Annotated in this window: 13 protein-coding genes; all 13 read right to left on the reverse strand. The window is 32.6% G+C overall.

Annotation, left to right across the window (positions count from 1 at the left end; translation table 11 throughout):
• Positions 1–5 precede the first annotated feature (5 nt).
• The 13 genes from gldM to glpK all read right to left on the reverse strand — a co-directional run bounded on the left by gldM (position 6) and on the right by glpK (position 22,598).
• Entirely contained in the window at positions 6–1,538 is a 1,533-nt protein-coding gene (gene gldM, locus WHD54_RS04490) for a gliding motility protein GldM (RefSeq protein ID WP_088324376.1), read from the reverse strand.
• A 45-nt stretch (positions 1,539–1,583) separates the two neighbouring features.
• Complete coding sequence (gldL, locus tag WHD54_RS04495) at positions 1,584–2,228, reverse strand: gliding motility protein GldL (RefSeq protein WP_088324375.1); 645 nt, start codon at positions 2,226–2,228, stop codon at positions 1,584–1,586.
• A gap of 34 nt (positions 2,229–2,262) precedes the next feature.
• Complete coding sequence (gene gldK, locus WHD54_RS04500) at positions 2,263–3,639, reverse strand: gliding motility lipoprotein GldK (RefSeq protein ID WP_088324374.1); 1,377 nt, start codon at positions 3,637–3,639, stop codon at positions 2,263–2,265.
• Between the two features lie 106 nt (positions 3,640–3,745).
• Positions 3,746–4,906 (reverse strand): formimidoylglutamase, encoded by a 1,161-nt coding sequence (locus tag WHD54_RS04505; protein ID WP_088324373.1) that lies wholly within the window; start codon positions 4,904–4,906, stop codon positions 3,746–3,748.
• 37 nt (positions 4,907–4,943) lie between these two features.
• The gene (gene topA / locus WHD54_RS04510) at positions 4,944–7,460 is read right to left on the reverse strand and encodes a type I DNA topoisomerase (protein ID WP_088324372.1); all 2,517 of its coding nucleotides are present in this window, start codon (positions 7,458–7,460) and stop codon (positions 4,944–4,946) included.
• A 122-nt stretch (positions 7,461–7,582) separates the two neighbouring features.
• Positions 7,583–9,892: a beta-glucosidase BglX gene (gene bglX / locus WHD54_RS04515; protein WP_088324371.1), complete on the reverse strand. Its 2,310-nt coding sequence runs from the start codon at positions 9,890–9,892 to the stop codon at positions 7,583–7,585.
• A 6-nt stretch (positions 9,893–9,898) separates the two neighbouring features.
• Complete coding sequence (locus WHD54_RS04520) at positions 9,899–10,741, reverse strand: endonuclease/exonuclease/phosphatase family protein (RefSeq protein WP_088324370.1); 843 nt, start codon at positions 10,739–10,741, stop codon at positions 9,899–9,901.
• A 3-nt stretch (positions 10,742–10,744) separates the two neighbouring features.
• Complete coding sequence (locus WHD54_RS04525) at positions 10,745–12,325, reverse strand: family 16 glycosylhydrolase (RefSeq protein ID WP_088324369.1); 1,581 nt, start codon at positions 12,323–12,325, stop codon at positions 10,745–10,747.
• Positions 12,326–12,516: 191 nt separating this feature from the next.
• Positions 12,517–14,127, reverse strand: a complete 1,611-nt coding sequence (locus WHD54_RS04530) for a RagB/SusD family nutrient uptake outer membrane protein (protein ID WP_088324368.1) — start codon at positions 14,125–14,127, stop codon at positions 12,517–12,519.
• An 11-nt stretch (positions 14,128–14,138) separates the two neighbouring features.
• A complete protein-coding gene (locus tag WHD54_RS04535) occupies positions 14,139–17,207 on the reverse strand; it encodes a SusC/RagA family TonB-linked outer membrane protein (protein WP_088324367.1) in 3,069 nt (1,022 codons plus the stop codon).
• 289 nt (positions 17,208–17,496) lie between these two features.
• On the reverse strand, positions 17,497–20,310 hold the full coding sequence (locus tag WHD54_RS04540) for a helix-turn-helix and ligand-binding sensor domain-containing protein (RefSeq protein ID WP_088324366.1): 2,814 nt from the start codon (positions 20,308–20,310) through the stop codon (positions 17,497–17,499).
• A gap of 38 nt (positions 20,311–20,348) precedes the next feature.
• Positions 20,349–21,098: an MIP/aquaporin family protein gene (locus tag WHD54_RS04545; protein ID WP_317043156.1), complete on the reverse strand. Its 750-nt coding sequence runs from the start codon at positions 21,096–21,098 to the stop codon at positions 20,349–20,351.
• Positions 21,099–21,107: 9 nt separating this feature from the next.
• Entirely contained in the window at positions 21,108–22,598 is a 1,491-nt protein-coding gene (glpK, locus tag WHD54_RS04550) for a glycerol kinase GlpK (protein ID WP_088324364.1), read from the reverse strand.
• Positions 22,599–22,608: the final 10 nt, after the last annotated feature.

Below are 22,608 nucleotides of genomic sequence, written 5' to 3' on the forward strand. Positions count from 1 at the left end.
TTTTACTAATTAGTTAACTCTATGCTAACTGGTAATACTTGTTTTAATTTGTATGTATTGCCTTTAATTTGTGCTTTTATATCGAAAATATTAATCATATCTCCTCTTTTTGCTTTAGATAGTGCTTTTTTTGCTGCGGCATTAAACTGTGTTCCATTAACAATAATTGCTAACTGTCCTGGCACTTTTACTTTAAAACTAGTTACCTGCAAGTCTAAATCGAATAAAAAATCTGGTAATCCAGCTCCAATTGGCGTATTTGCTAAACCAGACTTAGGCATTCTTACAGTACCAAACTGACCTCTAACAGAGCCCATGGCAGCAGGAATATCTTTTACTCTAAAATCAGTACTTGTAGTAGTTGTTTTACCATCTGCCAACTTTGCACTTACAGAAATTTTAACAGTATTACCACTTTTTGGCCTCATTAAATACTTACCAGCACCTACTTTTTGTAATCCTGGCGCACTTGCTTTAATATCTTTATCTGCAACGCCTGGTAAAGAAATTGATATAGGATTGTCTAAACCTCTATAAACAACATTCATCTTGTCTGCAGAAACTACGGGTGCATTTGGCTTAGAAATTACAGAATATGTACTCTTAAATGGTACAGGTACTTCTTTACCATTTTCCATAAAAAATATAGTTCCTTCTATGTCTTTTTCACCGACACCGCCAGCTCTCATATCTAATACAACGCTTCCATCTTTAAAATTATCGTAGTTTTTGCCATCTAAAATAACTTTACTTGGTTTTAAACTTGGATCGTATCTTCCAAGAACCACACTACCAGTAACATTATCTCCTGGGTAAAAAGCATTTTTGTCTAATTGCACAATTCCGTTGTAATTAGACATAGAAACTTCACTTTCTAATTGACCTCCTAATAAATCGGTAATAATATCGCTTTCTGTATTTTTTATATCAGCCTGAATTTGAGTAAAGTTTGTAAGGGACGCTACCATAGGAAATCCTTCATATCTTGCACGTAACCAAGCTACAGAATTACCGGTTTCATCATCTTTAACATCATCGGTAGTAAACCTACTTTTTAAAACCGGAACAAACTTACTTTTTTCACCCAATGCATCTATAACATTATTTCTATAGCCATTAATTTTGTTTAAAAATTCCTGACCATTTTCTGTGTACGTATCACCTTTAAAAAAATAAGCATCTAACCAATCGGTTTTATCCATTGCCTCGTAGTCATCTTTTTTTTCTACATCTGCAATCATTTGCTGCTTCAACTCTTCTAAATATTCGTAAAATTCAGAAGAATACTGCTTTATCTTGTCAGCTTTTTCTTTTAATGGTGCAAATTTTGCGGGTTGCTCTATGGCTTTTGTAGCTAAATTAGCATATGCCAATGCATTTTTTTCTGAAGTAGAAACATTATTTTCTACTAATTTTTCGTTCATGAAACCAAAAGCAGATAATACTTCTTTACTCATATTCATTGCCAACATTGCAATAAATACAAGGTACATTAAGTTTATCATTTTCTGTCTTCCAGACATTTTTCCTCCTGCCATACTAATTAGTTTTTGGGGTTTTTTAAGTTGATTAGAAACTAATTATTATTTGCTAGACATTGCTGTTAACATATTACCGTATACTCCGTTTAAAGAAGACAAATTATTTGCCAACGCTTCCATTTGTGCTTGTAATTTTTCTGTATTTTCTACTACAGCAGTATTTAAAGCTGCTTGCTTAGAAGTATTTTCTACTTGAACTTTGTATAAGTTGTTTAAAGACTCCATTTGTAATGCTGCCTTAGACATTTCTTCATTGTACTTATTCGTAGAGGCTACAGAGCCAGATGCTGCAGACAAACCTTCTGCTGCATTCTGAAAATTTTTCATACTCGAGCCTAAGCTTTCCATTAAACTTGCATCAATTTTTGCCTCTTGTAATAAATTATCTAACTTTTGAGATAGTAAACCATCTGCACTTAACTTATTGTTTTCTTTTGAAGATGAAGAACTGCCATCTGCTAATTCTGGATACACTCTAGACCAATCTAGATCTTCTTCTGGGGTATCAAACGCCGAAATTGCAAATACAGCTGCTTCTACAACCAAACCTATAGTTAACATTAAACCTCCGGTTAACCAACCAAAAGAAATATGTTGAATTTTAAACAAAGCGCCAATAATTACTACTGCTGCTCCCATTCCGTAAACGAAATTCATTGTTTTTTTGTATGCTCTTGATTGTGCCATAATTTAATTATTAATTGTTTGGGGTATATTATTTTTATTTATTGTCTGTTCCTATAAAATTTTGTACTGTTCTAAAACCGATATAACTTCTTGCAGTATCTGCATATTCGTAGTCTCTTGAACTTACTTCTAAAAAGTAAGCTACATCTTTCCAAGAACCACCTCGGGTTATTTTTCTTTTATTTTTTCTATCTTCAACATTCGGATTCATTGTTGATGCCATATAATATGAAGATGGATTATAGGCAGAGTTGGTCCATTCAGATACATTTCCTGCCATGTTGTAAAGTCCGTAATCGTTTGCATTAAATGATTTTGCTTCCATTGTATACAAAGCTCCATCTACAGCATAATTTCCTCTAACGGGTTTAAAATTTGCTAAAAAACAACCTCTATCACTTGTAGTACCTCCTGTTCCCCAAGGGTAGGTTGCAAACTCTAAACCTCCTCTTGCAGCATATTCCCATTCTGCTTCTGTTGGCAATCTAAAATCTGGTACTTGAGTAGCGTTTTTTCTACCGCGTAAATAATCATTTTTCTTTTTGGTTCTCCAATTACAAAAAGCATTTGCTTGTGCCCAAGTAACACCAACTACTGGATAATCTCCATAAGATTGATGATAAAAATAATCTTGGTGCATAGGATCGTTGTAAGAATAATTGAAGTCTTTTACCCAAACTGTGGTATCTGGATAAATGTTAAGCACTTCTACTTGAACAAAATCTTTTCTATTTCCTCCTTTTCTGGCAGCATTATCTCTATCAAACCAAGAATATCTGTATTTTAAAAACTTTGTGTTAAAAGTTCTTATTCCATCAACAGCTTCTTCTCTACTGATGTATAAAGAATCCATAACTTCTACATAGTCCACATCTGGATATTCTTCTGTTTTCCAGATTAAATCGTTTTCCCAGTTTAAAGGTCTAATAGAATCAATTCCTTCTCCTAAACTCCAGTAATTTTCGTACATATATTTTTGATAAGGAGTAGCATCATCACTCATATTTGTGGTTGCGAATGCGTAGTCTTGAATTCCGCCAGAAGGCGCATTACCATTTCCGTCTGTTCCAGCACCCATTTGTGCAAACTCTGCCTGGTAACCTAATCTTGTTCTTACAATAGAATCTCTTACCCAATGAACAAATTCTTTGTATTCATTATTAGTTATCTCAGTTTCATCCATGTAATAAGGCCTTACCGTAACGGTTTTTGTTGGCGCATTCATGGTACCAATAATGTCTTGATCTTGTTTACCCATAGTAAAAGAACCACCAGGAATTAAAGCCATGCCATAAGGTTTCTCAGAAAACCATTTCTTTTTTACCTTAACACCTACAAGCTCTCCCCTGTCATTTGAGCCACAACTATATAATACTGTTATTAAAAGTGCAAATATTGCTGCTTTCTTCATATGCTAAATATATCTTTACTAAAAAGTTCGTAAACCTATTATTTTTTTTGGTAAAAAACAATGTTGAAACTGCTTTTTAACGTTCTGTTTTTATCAATTTTCAAAATTACATCATTTTCTTCATAGCCTTATACCATCTTTCTGGTATTATTTGCTTTGTAGCGTCTTTGTAATCTTTATATGTACATGGTATTAACGCATGTCTTTTATATTTATTATCTGATAAAATATTTATCTCCAACCACCATCTACCAGACTTGTTACTTTTGTAAAAGTTTAAAGGATCATCATCTTCTAACAATACTGTAAATTTTTGATAATTTTCTTTTCCCGAAAAAGGATAATCTTTCACTCTAAAATTTACCCCTTCAATAAAATACCAAATCATTTGCGCAATTAAATGTGCTGTTTGATGGTTGCTATCTAAACTAGCGTTGTATTCATAAATACCAAAACTAGTTACTTTATCACTAATACCAGCATATCTTGAAATAGCACAAATTTCTTCGCCATAAAATCCGTTTGGTGATGCATTATTATTTGCCGGCGCCTCACTTTGCCTAACAGCGCCAATATCTACAGAAACAATGTCTGCATTTCTAAAAGCAGGCTCTATAGTTTCTAGCTCTTTAGCGCTTCCCAATCTGTAAGCATCAAAAAATAAGGTGTCTAGTAATGTAATTTCCTCTTGCGAATTTAAATAGGTTTGATACCCGATATTGCTGTAGTTAAATAAGTTATTTGGCGATTGCATAATGATTTTACTTAGGTAGGATTGAGATGTTAACGCATCTTCTAAGCTACCTAAATCGAATCGACTGTCTACAGCAGTAATATTTACTGTCTGTTCTAAAGAATCATATGCTCTGTAATTTACGTAGGTAATGTCTTGACCACCACCGATAATAATTGGGATGATATTTTCTTTTAAAAGTGATGTAATAATTTCTGAAACTGCAAAGTAAGTATCCGATACTTCGTTTCCTTTAATAATATTTCCTAAATCGACAATATTGGTGTGCCAATTTCCCGGAAAAAGTGCATATAATTTCTCTCTTATAAAGTGTAAATTTTCGCCACAACCAAAATTATTTTCGGAATTTCTATCTTCTTGAACCCCCAAAATAGCGACTTGAACATTTGTTAAATCTGGAACTCCGTTATCTTTAGAATGTATTTGAATATGCTGCCCCAATGATGCTAAATTCAGCAACGCTAAATTTTCTACAACTTTTTCATTTACAGGGGTTAAAAAATCGCTATTCATTTAATACTAATCAATTTACACGCAAGATACTAACAAATTATTTCTTTTTGGATGTTTTTTTGACTGCTGGTTTCTTTTTAGCTGCTGGCTTCTTTTTGGATGTTTTTTTCTTAGGTGCTTTTGCTTCAATCATTTTTACAGCCTCCTCTTTGGTTAACTTCTCTATATTAGTCGTTTTTGGCAACTCTACCTTTATTTTACCTTTTAAAACATTAAATCTTCCCCAACGTGCTTTTTCTACTCGTATACCTTCATCTTCCCAATGATGAATAACTTTTTCAATCTCTTTTTGCTTTTTTTGTTCAATCAATTCTTCAATATCTGCATTTGATAGATTGTCAAAATCGTACTTTTTATTTACATTTATAAATAAAGAATTCCACTTTATGAAAGGACCAAATCTCCCAACTCCTTTTTGAACTGGTAACTCTTCATAAAAGTAAATTGGAGCATCTGCTTTTTGCTTCGCTACAATTAACTCTTGTGCTCTGTTCATATCTACTTCCATAGGGTTTTCTCCTTTGTCTAAAGATACAAACATACTTCCAAAACGTATATAAGGTCCATAACGACCATTCGATACTACCACTTCTTCACCTTCATAAACTCCCAATGTTTTTGGCAATAAAAATAACTCTAAGGCTTCCTCTAAAGTAATAGTTCCCAGGTTTTGATCTTTATTTAAACTTGCAAAAAGTTTTTCTTCATCCTCGGGAGCGCCAATTTGTGCAATCGGACCAAATTTACCTAAACGAACCAATACTGTTTTACCTGTTTCTGGATGTTTTCCTAAAATACGCTCTCCACTTTCTCTCTCAGCATTTTCTTTTACATCTTCTACATTATCATGAAACTTTGTATAGAAACTTTTTATCATTTCTGTCCAATTTTCTGTACCTTCAGAAATATCATCGAAAGAACTCTCTACTTTTGCTGTAAAGCCAAAATCTAAAATATTTGAAAAATTTGCAACTAAAAAATCATTTACTATGTTACCTATATCTGTAGGTACAAGCTTATTTTTGTCGGAGCCTGTTTTCTCTGTTAAGATTTCACTTTGTATGGTTCCAGCATTTAAAATTAACTGCTCATAGCTGCGTTCTACTCCTTCATTTTGTCCTTTTTCGATATAACCTCTGCGTTGAACTGTAGAAATTGTTGGTGCATAGGTAGAAGGTCTTCCTATACCTAATTCTTCTAATTGTTTCACCAAAGAAGCTTCTGTAAAACGGTACGGCGGACTCGTAAAACGCTGTGTAGCATTTATATATGTGTACTCTAAATTCTCATTTTCTTTTAAATTTGGCAACATACCTGCTTGTTCTTCCTCTTCATTATCGGTTCCTTCTAAATAAACCTTTAAAAAACCTTCAAACTTAATCATCTCTCCGTTTGCGGTAAAAATTTTAGAGTTTTCTGAGTTTTCTATTTTAATATTTGTACGCTCTAGTAGCGCATCACTCATCTGAGAAGCCAATGTTCGTTTCCAAATTAAGTCATACAACCTATTCTGGTCATATTCAGTATCTATTGTATGCATTTTCATATTTGTAGGCCTAATAGCTTCGTGCGCTTCCTGGGCTCCTTTAGCCTTAGACTTAAATACTCTTTGCTTACTATATTCTTTACCGTAATAGTTGGTAATTTCTTCTTCAGCTGCATTTCTTGCATCTACAGATAAATTAACACTATCTGTTCTCATGTACGTAATTAAACCCGCCTCATACAAACGTTGTGCAACCTGCATTGTTTTCCCTACCGGAAAGCCTAATTTTCTTGATGCCTCTTGTTGTAATGTAGAGGTAGTAAATGGTGCTGCTGGCGATTTTTTTGCTGGCTTTTTGGTTAAATCTGCAATCGAAAAACTTGCACTAGCACACGATTTTAAAAAATTTTCTGCGGCGTTCTTAGAATCGAAATTTTTAGGAATACTCGCTTTAAAAGTTTTCCCTTCAATATTAGAAAACTCTGCAACTACTTTAAAGTGAGTTTCTGGCTTAAACTCTTGTATACTTCGCTCTCTTTCTACAATTAATCGCACCGCAACAGACTGAACTCTACCTGCAGACAATCCTCCTTTTACTTTTCTCCATAAAACAGGCGACAATTCATACCCTACCAACCTATCTAAAACTCTACGAGCTTGCTGGGCATTTACCATATTATAGTCTATATCTCTAGGATTATCGACTGCTTTTAATATAGCATTTTTGGTAATTTCATGAAAAACAATTCGTTTGGTATTGGCATCTTTTAAATTTAACTGCTCCTTTAAATGCCATGCAATTGCTTCTCCTTCACGATCCTCATCACTAGCCAACCAGACAGTATCTGCTTTTTTAGATAGCGTTTTAAGTTTTTTTACAATCGCTTTTTTATCATCTGAAACAATATACTTAGGATTAAAATCTCCATCTACATCAATACCTAATTCTTTAGAGGGTAAATCTGCAATATGTCCGTAACTAGACTCAACTTGAAAATCTTTTCCAAGAAATTTTTCAATCGTTTTTGCTTTAGCTGGAGACTCTACAATTACCAAATTCTTTGCCATATATCTTTCCTTTTGAACCGTATATTGCCATAAAAATGCAATATTTTGGTTTGCAAAAGTATGTAGTTTTTTTTTATTAATTATTTTTTAGGCAATATTTAGAACATTTTTAATCTAAAAATTTAATTTACAGTTATTTTTTTATTCATTTTTGTAGTAGAATTACCACCTACAAAAAGCAAGAATTCTCCTGGTTCTACTTCCCATTTTCTGTTCGCTGTATAAAATTCTAAAACATCTTTATTTATTGTAAAGGAAACTGTTTTTGTTTCTCCGGCGTTTAAATAAATTTTTTGAAATCCTTTTAATTCTTTTACGGGTCTTACAATACTTGCTACCAAATCTCTAATATACAACTGCACAACCTCTTCTCCCGAAACTTTACCCGTATTTGAAACCTCTACAGAGATAATAATTTCGTCATTTAATTCCATTTTTTCTTTATTAACTTTTAGGTTATCATAAGAAAAATTGGTGTAACTTAATCCAAAACCAAACGGAAATAAGGCAGATTTTTTTTCATCTGTATAACTAGAATAAGTAACATTTTTAGGATTGTAAGGTCTACCAGTATTTTTTTGATTGTAGTATAATGGCTCTTGCCCAACATTTCTTGGAAAAGAAACTGGCAGTTTTCCAGCAGGGTTGTAATCTCCAAAAACAACATCTGCAATACCGTTACCCGACTCAGAACCTAATTGCCAAGTTACTAAAATACCAGGTACAATTTCATTAGCTCTAGAAATATCCATTGGCCTTCCATTAGAGAGTATCAAAACAATATTTTTATTTACCTTGTAAATAGCTTCTAATAGTTCGTTTTGTAAACCTGCAAAACCAATATTAACCTGACTTCTTCCTTCGCCAGATTGATATGCATCTTCTCCGATTGCTAAAAAAACAATCTCAGCTTTTCTTGCTGCAGCAACTGCTTTAGAAATTCCAGTTCGATTATTTTTATTGATTTTTAAAGGGTGTAAAAATTGATTATCACCAGGTTTTACTGTTGGAATTAATAAATCGATTCCTTTCTCATAATAAATTTTGGTGTTTTTACCAACCTTATTTTTTACACCTTCTAAAAGTGATACCGCAGAATTATACACTCCTTTTGCACGCCAATTTCCTATTGGCATATCTTTATTATCTGCGAAAGGGCCTATTAGAGCAATACTTTTTACATTTTTAGATACTGGTAAAATACTATTTTCATTCTTTAATAATACAATAGATTTTCTTGCAGCATCTCTAGAAACTGCTAAATGCTCTTTGGTGTAAATATTGTTTTTTTCTTTTTCCTCATCACAATACTTAAAAGGATTATCAAATAACCCCAATTGAAATTTTAAGCGTAAAATTCTTTTTACTGCATCGTTAATATGTGCCTCAGAAACCTTTTTTTCTGAAAGTAATTCTTTTAGGCTAGCCTCGTATGCATAAGACTCCATATCCATATCAGAACCTGCATTTAATGCTATTTCTGCTGCATGCTTTTTATCTTTTGCGTAACCATGCGCTCTCATTTCTCCAATAGAACCCCAGTCAGATACTACAAAACCATTCCAGTTCCAATCTCCTTTTAAAATATCTCTTTGCAATACTTTATGTCCGGTTGCTGGTATACCATCTATATCGTTAAATGAGTTCATAAACGTTGCTACGCCGGCTTTAGCAGCGGCTCTGAATGGTGGTAAAATCATATTATGCAATTCAAACTCGCCTGCAGTTACCGTGTTATAATCTCTACCGGCTTCTGCAAATCCGTAACCTGCAAAGTGTTTAGCACACGCTGCAATAGTGTTGGCATCTGCTAAATCATCTCCCTGAAAACCTTTAATTCTAGCAACGCCAATTTCAGCACTTAAGTATGGATCTTCTCCTCCACCTTCCATAATTCTTCCCCATCTTGCGTCTCTAGAAACATCTACCATTGGAGCAAAAGTCCAATTTAATCCTGCAGCTGCAGACTCTTTTGCTGCAATGGCTGCAGATTGTCTTATCAATTCTAAATCCCAACTTGCAGACTCACCCAAGGGTGTTGGAAACATTGTTTTTAAACCATGAATAACATCGTATGCAAAAATTAATGGAATTTTTAATCTAGATTTCATTGCCAATTCCTGAGCGGCACGAACTTCTTTTACAGAAACCACGTTAAGCACAGAACCTACGAGTCCTTTTTCTATTTTATCTAATTTGTCTTGCGCACTTTTTGAAGATGCAGGACCTGTTAAATCCCAACCAGCTGAGTACTGAACCATTTGACCAACTTTTTCGTCTATTGTCATAAGTTCCAGAACAGAATCTACCTTTTTTTCTATAGCTTTATCTAAATTAGCTGAGTTGGTGTTTTTTTCTGATGATATAATACAACTTGAAAATCCTAATATTAGAACAATTAGGGAATAAATAGTGAATTTTAATTTCTGCATCTTAGTTTATTTTAATTTAATTTCTGCATATACTGGAAAGTGATCTGACGGATACTTTAAGTCTTTAGAATCTGTGAGAACTGCATATTTACTAACTGATAATTTTGCATTCTTAGAAAAGAAAATATAATCAATTCTTCTTGTAATGGGTTCATGAAACTTAAAACCATTAAAAGTTCCGTCGGTTCCAAAAGCATTTTCTCCAGCAAGAATTTTTGCATCATCATACTCTAGACTTAACGTACTAATTACATCACTATCTGGTGTAACATTAAAATCTCCAGTAATAATTACAGGATAATTTTTAGTGTTCACTTTTTTTATTTCTTGTAAAATCAATTGCATTCCATTGCGCTGTGCTAAAGCCCCTTGGTGATCTAAATGAGTATTAAACACCCATATTTTTTTTTCAGAATTTAGTACATTCATTAATCCATAAGTACAAATTCTTGGGTAAGAGGCATCCCAACCTAAAGATTTTTTGTTAGGAGTTTCTGAAAGCCAAAAAGTATGCACATTACTAAAACGAACTTTTGTTGAATCGTAAAAAATAGCAGAATATTCTCCTTTATTACCACCATCACGCCCATGACCAATAAAAGCATAATTTGGTAGTTTTTCTGTAATGTATTTAATTTGATTTGGCCTGCCCTCTTGTGTGCCAAAAATTGTAGGCTCGTAAAATTTTATTTGAGATAGCAAAAAATCTTTCCGATTAGACCATTGGTTTTCTCCATCAGACTTAATATCTAAACGAATATTGTACGTCATAATTTTTAGACTTTCTGATGATGGCTTGCTACAACCAATGCAAATAAGCATGGCTACTAGTACTAACTTTTTAATCATTATTTATTTTTTTTGAAAAACTCTAACATAATCTACTTCCATTCTTTGCGGAAAAATAGTGTCATCAATTCCTTCTCTACCACCTAACATTCCTCCTACAGCAACATTTAATATCAAATAAAATTTCTGATCAAAAGGCCATTCTGCAGAAGTTTTATGCTGATTTACAAATGTATTATAAACTACACCATCTAAAAGAAAATCCATCTTTTCTGGCGTCCATTCTAGTCCAAAAATATGAAATGTATCGTTTGGCTGGTCTATAAATATAGATTTTCCTTGTTGGGTATTTTTCATATGGTTAAATGCTTTAGTATGTACGGTTCCAAAAATAGAATCGTTATTAAAACCTACATGCTCCATAATATCTATTTCGCCAGAAGCTGGCCATCCTACTTTATTTTTATTTTCTCCCAACATCCAAATTGCAGGCCACATACCTCTACCTTTTGGTAATTTTGCACTTACCTCTATTTTACCATATTTCCATGCAGCTTTATTTTTTGTTGTTAATCTGCCAGAGGTATACTTACCAACTTTACGTTCTGCAGCATATTTTTTCCAACTTTTCTTCAAAAAATCAGGATTGCCATGATCTTTGTTTTTAATGGTTTCTTTGTGGGCTTCAATAATTAATTTGCCTTTTTCTACACGCGAATTCTTTATACTATCGGTGTAATATTGCTCTTCTTTATTTGCTATAAAACCATATTCTGGAGACCATTTTGTATCATCAGGTTTTCCAGAATAATTAAACTCATCACTCCAAACTAACTCATAGCCATTTTTTAAAGGAGATTTTTTTAGTCTTTCTAATACCAGACTAGGTTCGTTAGTAGTAATATAATTAAAGTCATTGGCAATTAACCAATCTATATCATCTACAGAATTAGCTGTCCATGCGTTTAAAGTAATTCCTAATTCTTTAGCGCTTTTTATATGTTCTGGTTTATTTTTAATTTTATACAATACGTAATCTAAACCTGTAATGCCATTTTGCTTTAAAACTTCTGGCGATTTGTAGCCATCTAAATATTGAGTTTTTAATTGCGGATTTTTAGCAACAACTCTTTGTAAAATATCGAATCCAAAACTAATATAAGAATCTACAAAATTACTTGCATTCAGATCATTTACCAATGCTAAAACTTTATCTGTTTTTAAAATATTTCTCTCTTTACTGGAGGTTGGCTTAATTTCTAATACAAGTTTAGTAGTATTATTATTGGTCATTCCAGCAATTAAATAATCTCTTAAAGTTGGCAAAATCTCTCCGTTAGAAAGTGGTTTCTTAGCCAATTCTTTGTAATTAGTATCCTCTATAGTGAATCCATTATACTGTTTGTCATGTGTTACAATCAATACAGTATCTTTTGTCATTCGTATATCTAACTCACTAGCAAAACAACCTAATCTAATAGCTTCTTTTAATGAAGCAATAGAGTTTTGAGGTAGTTTTTTTTCTTTCCATGCTCCACGATGTGCTACAACAGAATTGTCTGCAAAAGGAAGCCTTTCAGACTTCGTTATGTTGGAACACGAAAACAATAAGGAGGATAATAATACTATACAATAAATTCGCATTGGCGGTGAAATATTTTAATTACAGAATTTCTAAATCGTTATCAAAAAAAGAAAGTATCGAAATAAATTTTTATTTATTTCGATACTGACTTAAAATAGTTTCATAAAATAATTTTACTATTGAGTTCTAAACACCTTTTGGGTTATTATGATCAAAAAAATGAACTATTTTTTTGTTTAAAATTAGACGGTTAGTTGTATCCTTCGTTTTGAGGATAATTAGGACCTAACAAATCTAAATCTTGTTGAAAAATTGGCCAGTTAATAAAATGGTCTTGCCAATTTGTTCTTGGATCTTTAGCGCCTAAATTTGCAGGAAAGAAATTGCCATCACCTGCATAATTTCTCATTTGACGATTAATTACTGCTTGCCCCATTCTTTTTAAAGTAAACCATCTTTGTCCTTCAAATGCTAATTCTCTAGCTCTTTCATCTAAAATAGCTTGCTCATCTACTGAGGTTAATTCTGCAGCTTTTGCTCTTTTTCTAATGGCATTAATATATGGCAATGGATCTCCTGTCGTTTTCATAATTGCTTCTGCTGCAATTAAATAAGTTTCAGCTAACCTGTAAACCATAATATTGCTTCTTTGTAAATAAGACTCTGGCTCATCATCTTCTTGTGCAAATTTAATACAAGAAGGGTGTAACCTTTGGTAATATCTTTGATATTGAACACCAGATGGATTTGCAGGAGTAATAGGTTTATAAATATCTATTAATTGCCCTGTATTTGCCCCAGAAGTATAATAGTAATTTAGCCTAAAATAAGTATTATCATCTCTTGTATCATTTGGGTCTGCAGCTAATAAATCTTGTAAATATCTGTTTGGTAAAACTCTAGAAAAACCTCTACCACCTTGCTCAATATTCGATTCTATTCCTGGAATTTGAAAATACTGTGTTACAAAATTCGCATTCATCATGGTGGTATTACCGCCTCCTATAACATCATCTTGAGATTGAATTACAAACAATTGTTCTGAGTGATTTCTATCTCCTGCAAAAACATCTTTAGTTTCATCTACTAAAGCATGAGGACTCATTGGATCTTCTATAACATCAAGTGCCTGATTTTTTGCTTCTTCAAAATCACCTTCCCACATTGCTACTTTTGCTCTTACGTGTTTAGCTGTTCCTTTAGAAACTCTTCCAAATGTAACATTCCAATCTAAATGCTCAATAGCAAAATCTAGATCATTTCTTAGAAGGTTAAAAATTTCTTCTTTAGATGATTTTGTTTCAATTAAATCGAAAGCATTCTCTACAGTAACAGACTCTGTAGTTACATAAATATTGTTGTACATTCTATACAAATAGAAGTATGCATGTGCTCTAAAAAATTTTGCTTCTGCAATAATTTTATTTTTTGTTGCAGCATCTACTCCTTCTACAACTTCTGCAGCGTTAATAATGTCTGTAGCTTTACTTGCTAAATTATAGAAATGTTTCCAAAATAATCTAGACGCTAAGTTTGCACCAAAATCTACCGGAGATATTCCTCTTTGATATCTTCCCATTAAACCGGTATACCCAGTTCTACTAAATGCTAAATCTGATCTTGACTGCATTAAAACAGCTCCCATAAAATCTTCTACTCTAGTGTCGTATCTGTCTCTATTGAACTTATACAAACTAACAACACCAGACTTTAAACCTTCTTCTGTATTGTATACATAGCCAGAGTCTATTAGGGTTCCTGGTTGCTCATCTAAATAACCTTCACAAGAAACCACTAGAAACAAAACTGCAAGTAGTAGTATACTTTTTTTAATTTTCGAATACATATTATTTGTTTTCATAATGTTTTTTATTAAAATTTAACTTTTACACCAAACGTTACCGCTCTCGCATCTGGATAACCAGTATCTGCATTAGAAAATGTACTTCTAATATTTACCTCAGGGCTATATCCTATATAATCTGTATTTGTAAACAAATTAGTACCCGTTAAATACATTTTTATTTGATCTACTTTTAATGAAGATGTTAATACTCCTGGCAAAGTATATCCTAAACTTACTGTTCTTAATCTTAAGTATGATGCATCTTTTAATGCTAAAGAATTTAAGTATTGAGGCGCTGCATCAAAGTTTGCTCTTGGAAAAGTTGTTGATGGATTTTCTGGAGTATAGTAAGGTACTTTTACACCGTTTAATTTTCCTGAAATAGTTCCTCCATTATTAAAGTCGGATAAAAATGGGTTTACTTTTTGAACACCTTCCACGGCATAAAAATCAACAAATAAATCGAAACCTTTATAGCTCATTGTAGAAGAGAAAGAACCAAACCAATCTGGATTAGGGTCCACAAAAACTCTATCTTCTTGGGTAATTTTACCATCTGGCACACCTGTTAGGTTTCCATCTGCATCTACACCATTAGTATCTTTTATTCTAATATCTCCAGGTCTTAAATCTGTTTGAGTTAAAGCAGAGTCTGGATTTGCTTGAGGCGCATTGGCAAAATCATCACCAACTTGCCATATTCCGTCGAATTGATATTGTCTTATAACGTTGGTTGGCTGCCCTACGAAGTACCCATAAGCATCATCTTGTAAAATTGGGTCTCCATTACCGTCATCATAAAGTTCTAATAATTTATTTCTGTTGTTAGACCAGTTGGTAGAAACAGACCATTTAAAATTATCGTTATTAATTAAATTTGCTGTTAAACTTATTTCGATACCTTTATTTTGCGCTTCTCCTGCATTAAAGAAAGTGTACTGATATCCTGTAATAGAAGGCACTCCTCTTCGTAATAATAAGTTTGTTGTTCTGGCATCATAATATTCAAAACTACCTGTTAGCAATCTATCAAACAAAGAAAAATCTAAACCAACGTTAAAAGTTGTTATTCTCTCATGATCTAAAGCTGGGTTTGGCAATACTACAGATGGCGAATAACCAGAAGCTGTTTGACCATCATAAATATAATTCTGACCTGTTGCTGTAAATAAAGAGGTATATGGTCTACTTAATGAATTGATTAACGAACCATAAGTTACTCTTAATTTTAATTCCTGAATTTCTTTAACATCTTGTAAAAAACTTTCATTCTGCATTTTCCAAGCAAATGCTACCGCTGGGTTATTAGTCCATTTAAAATCTTCGGCATTAACAGAAGAACCATCACGCCTTACCGTTGCGGTAAAAAGGTATTTATCAAATAAATTATAACGAGCTCTAGCCATATAAGATAAACTTCTAGTTGTAGATTCGTTTCTAACAACAGACACATTACCAATAGCATTGGTTATACCATTGTAACCTAAATCTTCATTAGGAAAACCTCTTCCCTCTGTAAACGTTTGTGTAAAATTGTTCTCATCTATCGTTTGAGCCAAGGTTAAGTTAAAAATATTATTTTCATCGATTTCTTTCTCGTAGTTCAAAATATTCTCTACAAAGAAAGCCTCTCTCAACTGATTGTCTATTCTTGCTACACCTCTATCTGTTACACCTGCACTACTAAGTGAAGATTGGTACTGACCTCTCTCTGAAGTTTTTCTGGTTAACGAAGTTGTTAACTGATACTTTAAGTTATCTGTAATTTGATAAGATGGAATAAAGTTTATTACAAAATCGTTCCCTTTTTCATCGTGTTGCTGTTCACGTAAATTCCATAATGGATTTACTGCCGTTCCGTCTTCTCCACTCGGAAATCTTCTTATAGAACCATCATCTTCGTAAGCTCTACCTAAAGGTGAAGTAGTAATTACATTTACATTAGCAGCTCTCTCAGAAAAATCATTTAAAATATTAATATCAAACCTAGCAGAAATTTTATCTGTTATCTTTTGGTCAATATTTAAACGTAAGTTTTTTCTTGTATATGTAGAAGAAGGTATTATTCCCTCTTCTCTAAAATAGTTAATACCTGCGTATACTTTGGTAAATTCTGTTCCACCCATTATACTTAAGGCATGGCTATTTACAACACCTGGCGCCATTAGCTCATCTTCCCAATCTACAAACTCATTGTTTGCTATAGAGTTTAGTTCAATAGCACTAAAAATATCCGAATCATCAGAATATTCATCGTTTGCATTAGTAGATCTTACCGCTTCTCTTCTTAACTGTGCAAATTCCTGACCACTGTAAACATCAAAATTTCTTTCAATTCTTTTAGTAGTTAAGAATCCGTGATATGAAACAGATACCTTATTATTTTTTCCTCTCTTAGTAGTAATTAAAATTACACCGTTAGAACCTTTAGCACCATAAATGGCTTGAGCTGATGCGTCTTTTAACACTTCGATAGATTCTATATCATCTGGGTTAATATCTTCTATACCACCATCTCTAATAATTCCATCCACCACATAAATTCCACTCACATTTCCTTCGATAGAACTTCTACCTCTAAGTAAAATTTCTGAAGTTCCTCCGGGTCTTAAAGAACCACCTCCAACGTCTACCTTTAAACCAGAAATTCTACCTCTTAACATTTCTGTTACGTCAGAGGTTGGTGTAGCAGTTGCTTTAGATAAATTAGCTTTTGCTACCGCACCAACTAAGTCGCTTTTTTTTCGGGTTCCGTACCCAACAACAATAATTTCATCTAAAGAATTGGCCTCAACTTCTAGGGTTATACTTAGAGATGCAGAAGTTATCTGAACCTCTTTTCTTTTGTAACCTACATATGAAACTACAAGTAATTTAGCTTCATTTGATACGGATAAAGTGAATTTACCATCAAAATCTGTTGATGTTCCATTAGAGGTACCTTTAACAGATACCGAAGCCCCTGGTAAAGGCATACCACTTTCATCTAACACGGTTCCTTTTACAGTTTTTTGAGCGAAAGCTTGAAGGCTAATCGCAAAAACGAATAAAAAAGACACCACCAGTTGTTTTCTTTTTTTAATTAGTTTTAGCATTATAATTTGGTTTTAAATTTGAATTATGTTGCAATATTAATATCAAGCAATAAAACAAGGCTTAATTAGAATATTAACTTTAAGTCAAATCTATGTATATTAAACGTAAAGTACACAAAAAATTACCTTTACAAAAAAACTACAACCATATTAACTATACATTATAGCTTAAATACCCTATTTTTAATGAGTTTGTAGTCTACAATTAAATTTAAAAAAAAACTCAGAGAAAGTATAAAAATCAAAAATGTAGAGGTAATGTAGAGTTTGTAGATATAAAAAACACCTCTTAAATGTTTAAAATATAGTCGGTCAGATTAGTCTCATGCGATAAATTAAGTTTCTTACGCAGTCGATACCTTCTTATTTCGACACTTTTAACTGAAATATTTAACAATGGTGCAATTTCTTTTGATGATAAATTTAGTCTTAAATAGGCACAGAACTTTAAATTATTGTGTGTTAAATTAGGATGCAATTTTTTTGCCCTCTTTAAAAAATCTTTGTCAGCATTATTAAAAGCCTCCTTAAAAAAGTCCCAATCTTTAGAACTATTAAGATTCTCTTCTATCAGTTTAAACACTTCATTACCCTCTTTTAAATCGGTGTTTTTTTTCAATTCTTTTCGCAAACTATGTAAAAACTCATTTCGTTTTACTATGCTCATTGTAGAAATAGCTAATTCTCTATTTTTAGCTTCAATTTCTTGACTCAGCTTATCATTCTTTAATTTAATAACCTCTTTATCTGCTTGAATTTTTTGAATTTCAAATCTTCTGAGACTTTCCTTCATTAACTCTTGGCTTTGCTTATTGTAATACTTCTTATACACCTTATGAATAAAAAAAGCTAAAAATAGAAAAATTAAAACGTACAAGGCGACTGCCATTTTGGTGAAATAAATAGGTGGTCTTATTTCGAAAGAAAAAGGGAACGTATTTTCTGAATACTCACCTCCTATTAAAGATCTAAATGCAATTTTATAATTTCCAAAAGAGAGGTTTTCAAAATCTAACTCAGAAACATTACCGAGGCTTACCCATTCATTGTCGTTTAATTTATATTGGTAATTAACAAATTCGTATTTGCTGTAAACAGGGCTACTAAATTTAAAAATAAGCGAATTATCTTTGAAGGGTAGGATTAATTTTTCTGAAATCGGAATGGATAAACTATCATTATTTTTGACAAGAATTTCGTTTAAATAAATACGGTGGCTTACCGCCTTACGTTTATTTAAATCTAGCAATAAGTAGCCATTTGTTTTACCTAACAAATACAAATCTTTAGAAATATTTGATATGTTTTCGAAACTAACAGTAGATTTCCTTAGATAGTTTTGAATAGGAATAAAACTGACCGAAACATCATTTTTAACAAGTCCTTTATTTAAGTATGCAATAGCACTTTTATTAAAAGACCATAATTTTCCGTTTGAGTCTGCAACTAATTTACCAGAAATATATTCCTCTTTAGAGAAGAGCAAACTTGCTACTGAATCTTTTTTAAAAATATCTAAAACTGAATCTAACGCGAATACTCCTTCTTGATAACTATACAACAATTTGTTATCATATTTTGTTAAGCCAGAACCTTTTCCTTTTGGAATGTTAGAAAGTAATTTAGAACTATGAATTTTACTGTAATCGTTAGTAAATTTTAACCTATAAACCCCTTTATATTCATGATTTAGATACAGTGTATTTTTATTTACAAATTCAAAAAAACGAGCAGAATTATTAAACCCTTCTATCTTGTGTTTAAACCTCCATTTATTATTTACCTTTTCTAGAACACTTAATCCTGAATAATGCCCTAACAATAATAAATTTGGACGAGAGGGGATTTCTCTAAAATTCCAAGTTCCCGAAAAGTCTGTAATTTTAGACGCTTTAAAATTAGTAATCAAATAAGCACCAGAAGTATGACCACAAAACAAATCGTCTCCACTTTTAAACAAAGACCAAACCTGTCCTTTAATTCCTACAACCCTCTTTAGAGATTCATTTTTATCAATAGACTTGTAAAATAATCCTTGATTTGTTCCAATATAAATAGTGTTTTTGTGTCTAATAGTTGCATAGGCTGTTCCAAACTGCCCATTATCATCATTAAACTCTCGAATGGATGATTGCACATTTAAACAATTAATACCGTTGTCTAGTGCAGACCAAACATTGCCATGAAAATCTTCATACAAACTTAAAACGGTATTGTTAGCTAAGCCATTTGCCTGGTCAATTTTATTAATTAACTCCCCATTTTTAGAAACATATATAATACCATTTGATATTGTACCCAGCATTAAATTACCGTCTCTTAGCTGAATTCCACAAAAAACTTGATAATCTTTAAGCCAATTATTTATTGGAACTTCCCATTTTACAAAAGTTTGTCCAGAAATTTTAAAAAAACCTTGTTCTCTTGTGAGCACAAAAACATTGCCTTCTATCTTAAAAATACTTAAAACTAACTTTACATTATACTCTTTAGGAAAAGATGCAATTACTTTTTGAAGTCCGTTTTCTAACTGAACTAAATTTCCATCTTTCTTAAATATATAGATAGTATTATCAACCTCAAAAATTCTGTAATAGTTATCTTTTTCAGTAATAAAGTTTATTTCTTCTGTTACCGTATTGTAAAAATAAACACGGTGAAATGATTGAAATAAAACCCATTTATTGTATTTTTTTATATTCCAAATATTTTCATCTTCAACTAGTTTATCTTCTATTAGTTTTGACAGAGAGGTATAGTTTAAAACTCCGCTTTTATCTTTTAACCAATAACCAAACTCCATATAAGCTCCGCTATAAATTCGTTTATCATCAGAGAGTAAAGAACGAATTATAGTATTATTTGGTGAGGGATACAATTTCCAATCTGCACCATTGTACTCTAATAACCCTTCGTTATTTGCTACAAAAATAAACTTATCATTACTTTGTGTTACAGCCCAATTTTGGTTTTCGGAGTGGTAATCTTCTGGTTGAAATTTTATAATAGGTGGAATTTCTTGCGATAGCAAAACAGATGAAACACAGCACAAAAAGAAAAAAAGACTGTAAATTTTAGAACCAATAAAAGACTTTAAAAACATATATTCTTAGATTAATCTAAAATTAAATAATTAGTTTCTTATGGAGTTAAAATTAAATATAATATTGCCGCTAACGCTGCACCAAAAATAGGTCCTATTACAGGAATCCAAGAATAGCTCCAATCACTAGAAACTTTATTTTTTATAGGCAAAATTGCGTGTACAATTCTAGGGCCTAAATCTCTAGCAGGATTTATTGCATAGCCCGTTGTACCTCCTAAAGACAAACCGATAACCCAAACTAAAACAGCTACAGGCATTGCTCCCAAAGACCCTAAACCAATAGGAACATCTCCATTAACAGTGTCGGACAAAGTAGCTCCTGTAAAATAAAGCACTACAAAAACAAGCACAAAACAACCAATAACTTCACTTATAAAATTATTTGTATAATTTCTTATAGCTGGAGAAGTGCAAAAAATAGCTCTTTTCAACTCGCCGTTTTCTGTAATTTTAAAATGATCTCTGTACACTATCCAAACAAAAAACGAGCCTAGCATTGCTCCTAAAAACTGTGCTAATACATACTGTAAAACAAGTGCCCATTCAAATTTTCCTGCAACTGCCAGACCAATGCTCACAGCCGGGTTTAAATGTGCACCACTGTAAGGACCCGCAACTGAAACCCCTACAAAAACAGCAAAACCCCACGCTGTAGTTATTACCATCCAACCTATATCGTTTGATTTTGTTTGTTCTAAAACTACGTTTGCAACTACACCTCCACCGAGGAGTATTAATAAAAATGTGCCTATAAACTCGGCTATAAATGGTGTCATTAAATTTATTTTTTTTAATTATTTAGTCCAGTATTCCAAAGCTTCTATTGCTTTATACCACCCCTTAATATTTGTATTAATTTTCTCTCTTTCTAAAGACGGGCTAAATTCTTTATCTATTTCCCAAATTTGCTTAATTTCATCTTCGCTTTCCCAAAATCCAACTGCCAAACCAGCTAAAAAAGCTGCTCCCATCGCAGTAGTTTCTACCACTTTTGGTCTGGCTGTTTTAGTATTTAATACATCAGACTGAAATTGCATTAGTGTATTATTTACCGTAGCGCCACCATCTACACGAAGCTCTTTTATAGAAAATTTAGCATCTGCTTCCATGGCTTTTAAAATATCCATCGATTGATAAGCAATCGCATCTAATGTTGCTCTTGCAATATGAGCATCTGTTGTTCCTCTTGTAATTCCGAAAATTGTACCTTGTGCTTTCTGATTCCAGTGAGGCGCTCCTAAACCTGCAAAAGAGGGGACAAAATATACACCTCCTGCATCTTGAACAGTGTTGGCTAATGTTTCGACTTCAGAAGAATTTCTAATTATTTTTAATCCATCTCGTAACCATTGCACAGCTGCACCTGCAATAAAAACGCTTCCTTCAAATGCATAAGTTGTTTTATTGTTGATTTTCCACGCAACAGTGGTTAACAAGTTGTGTTTAGATTTTAAAGGAGTATCTCCAATATTCATTAACATAAAACAACCTGTTCCATAGGTGTTTTTTACCATCCCTTTTTGTGTACACATTTGCCCAAACAATGCTGCTTGTTGATCGCCAGCTATACCTGCAATAGGAATATTACAATCAAAAAAAGTTGATTTTGTATGTCCGTATATTTCACTAGACTGTTTAACTTCTGGCAACATAGATTTCGGAATATCAAATAATGCTAACAATTCATCATCCCAAGACATTGAATTTATATTAAATAGCAACGTTCTTGATGCATTACTTACATCGGTAATATGACGTTGTTTTTTAGAAAAATTCCAAACTAGCCAAGAATCGATGGTACCCAACAGAAGCTCTCCGTTTTCTGCACTTTCTCTAGCTCCTTCAACATTATCGAGAATCCACTTTACTTTGGTTCCAGAAAAATAAGAATCGATAACCAGCCCTGTTTTTTCTTTAATCATTTCCGACTTTCCAGCTGCTTTTAGAGCATCACAATAACTGGCTGTTCTTTTATCTTGCCAAACAATTGCATTGTAAACAGGTTTTCCGGTCTTTTTATTCCAAACAACTACTGTTTCTCGTTGATTTGTAATTCCTATAGCAGCAATATCTTGCATTTCTAGACCTTTCATGGCTATAGACTCTGCAGCAACTCCTGCTTGAGTAGACCAAATTTCTACAGGATCGTGCTCTACCCAACCTGGCTTTGGAAAAATTTGAGTAAACTCTTTTTGCGCAACAGATTTAATTGTTCCTTTTTTATCGAAAACAATGGCTCTCGAGCTGGTTGTTCCTTGATCTAAAGCTAAAATATATTTGCTCATTTTTAAATGT

This window comes from Polaribacter tangerinus (genome assembly GCF_038024095.1).
In the GTDB taxonomy this organism is placed as follows: Bacteria; Bacteroidota; Bacteroidia; order Flavobacteriales; family Flavobacteriaceae; genus Polaribacter; species Polaribacter tangerinus.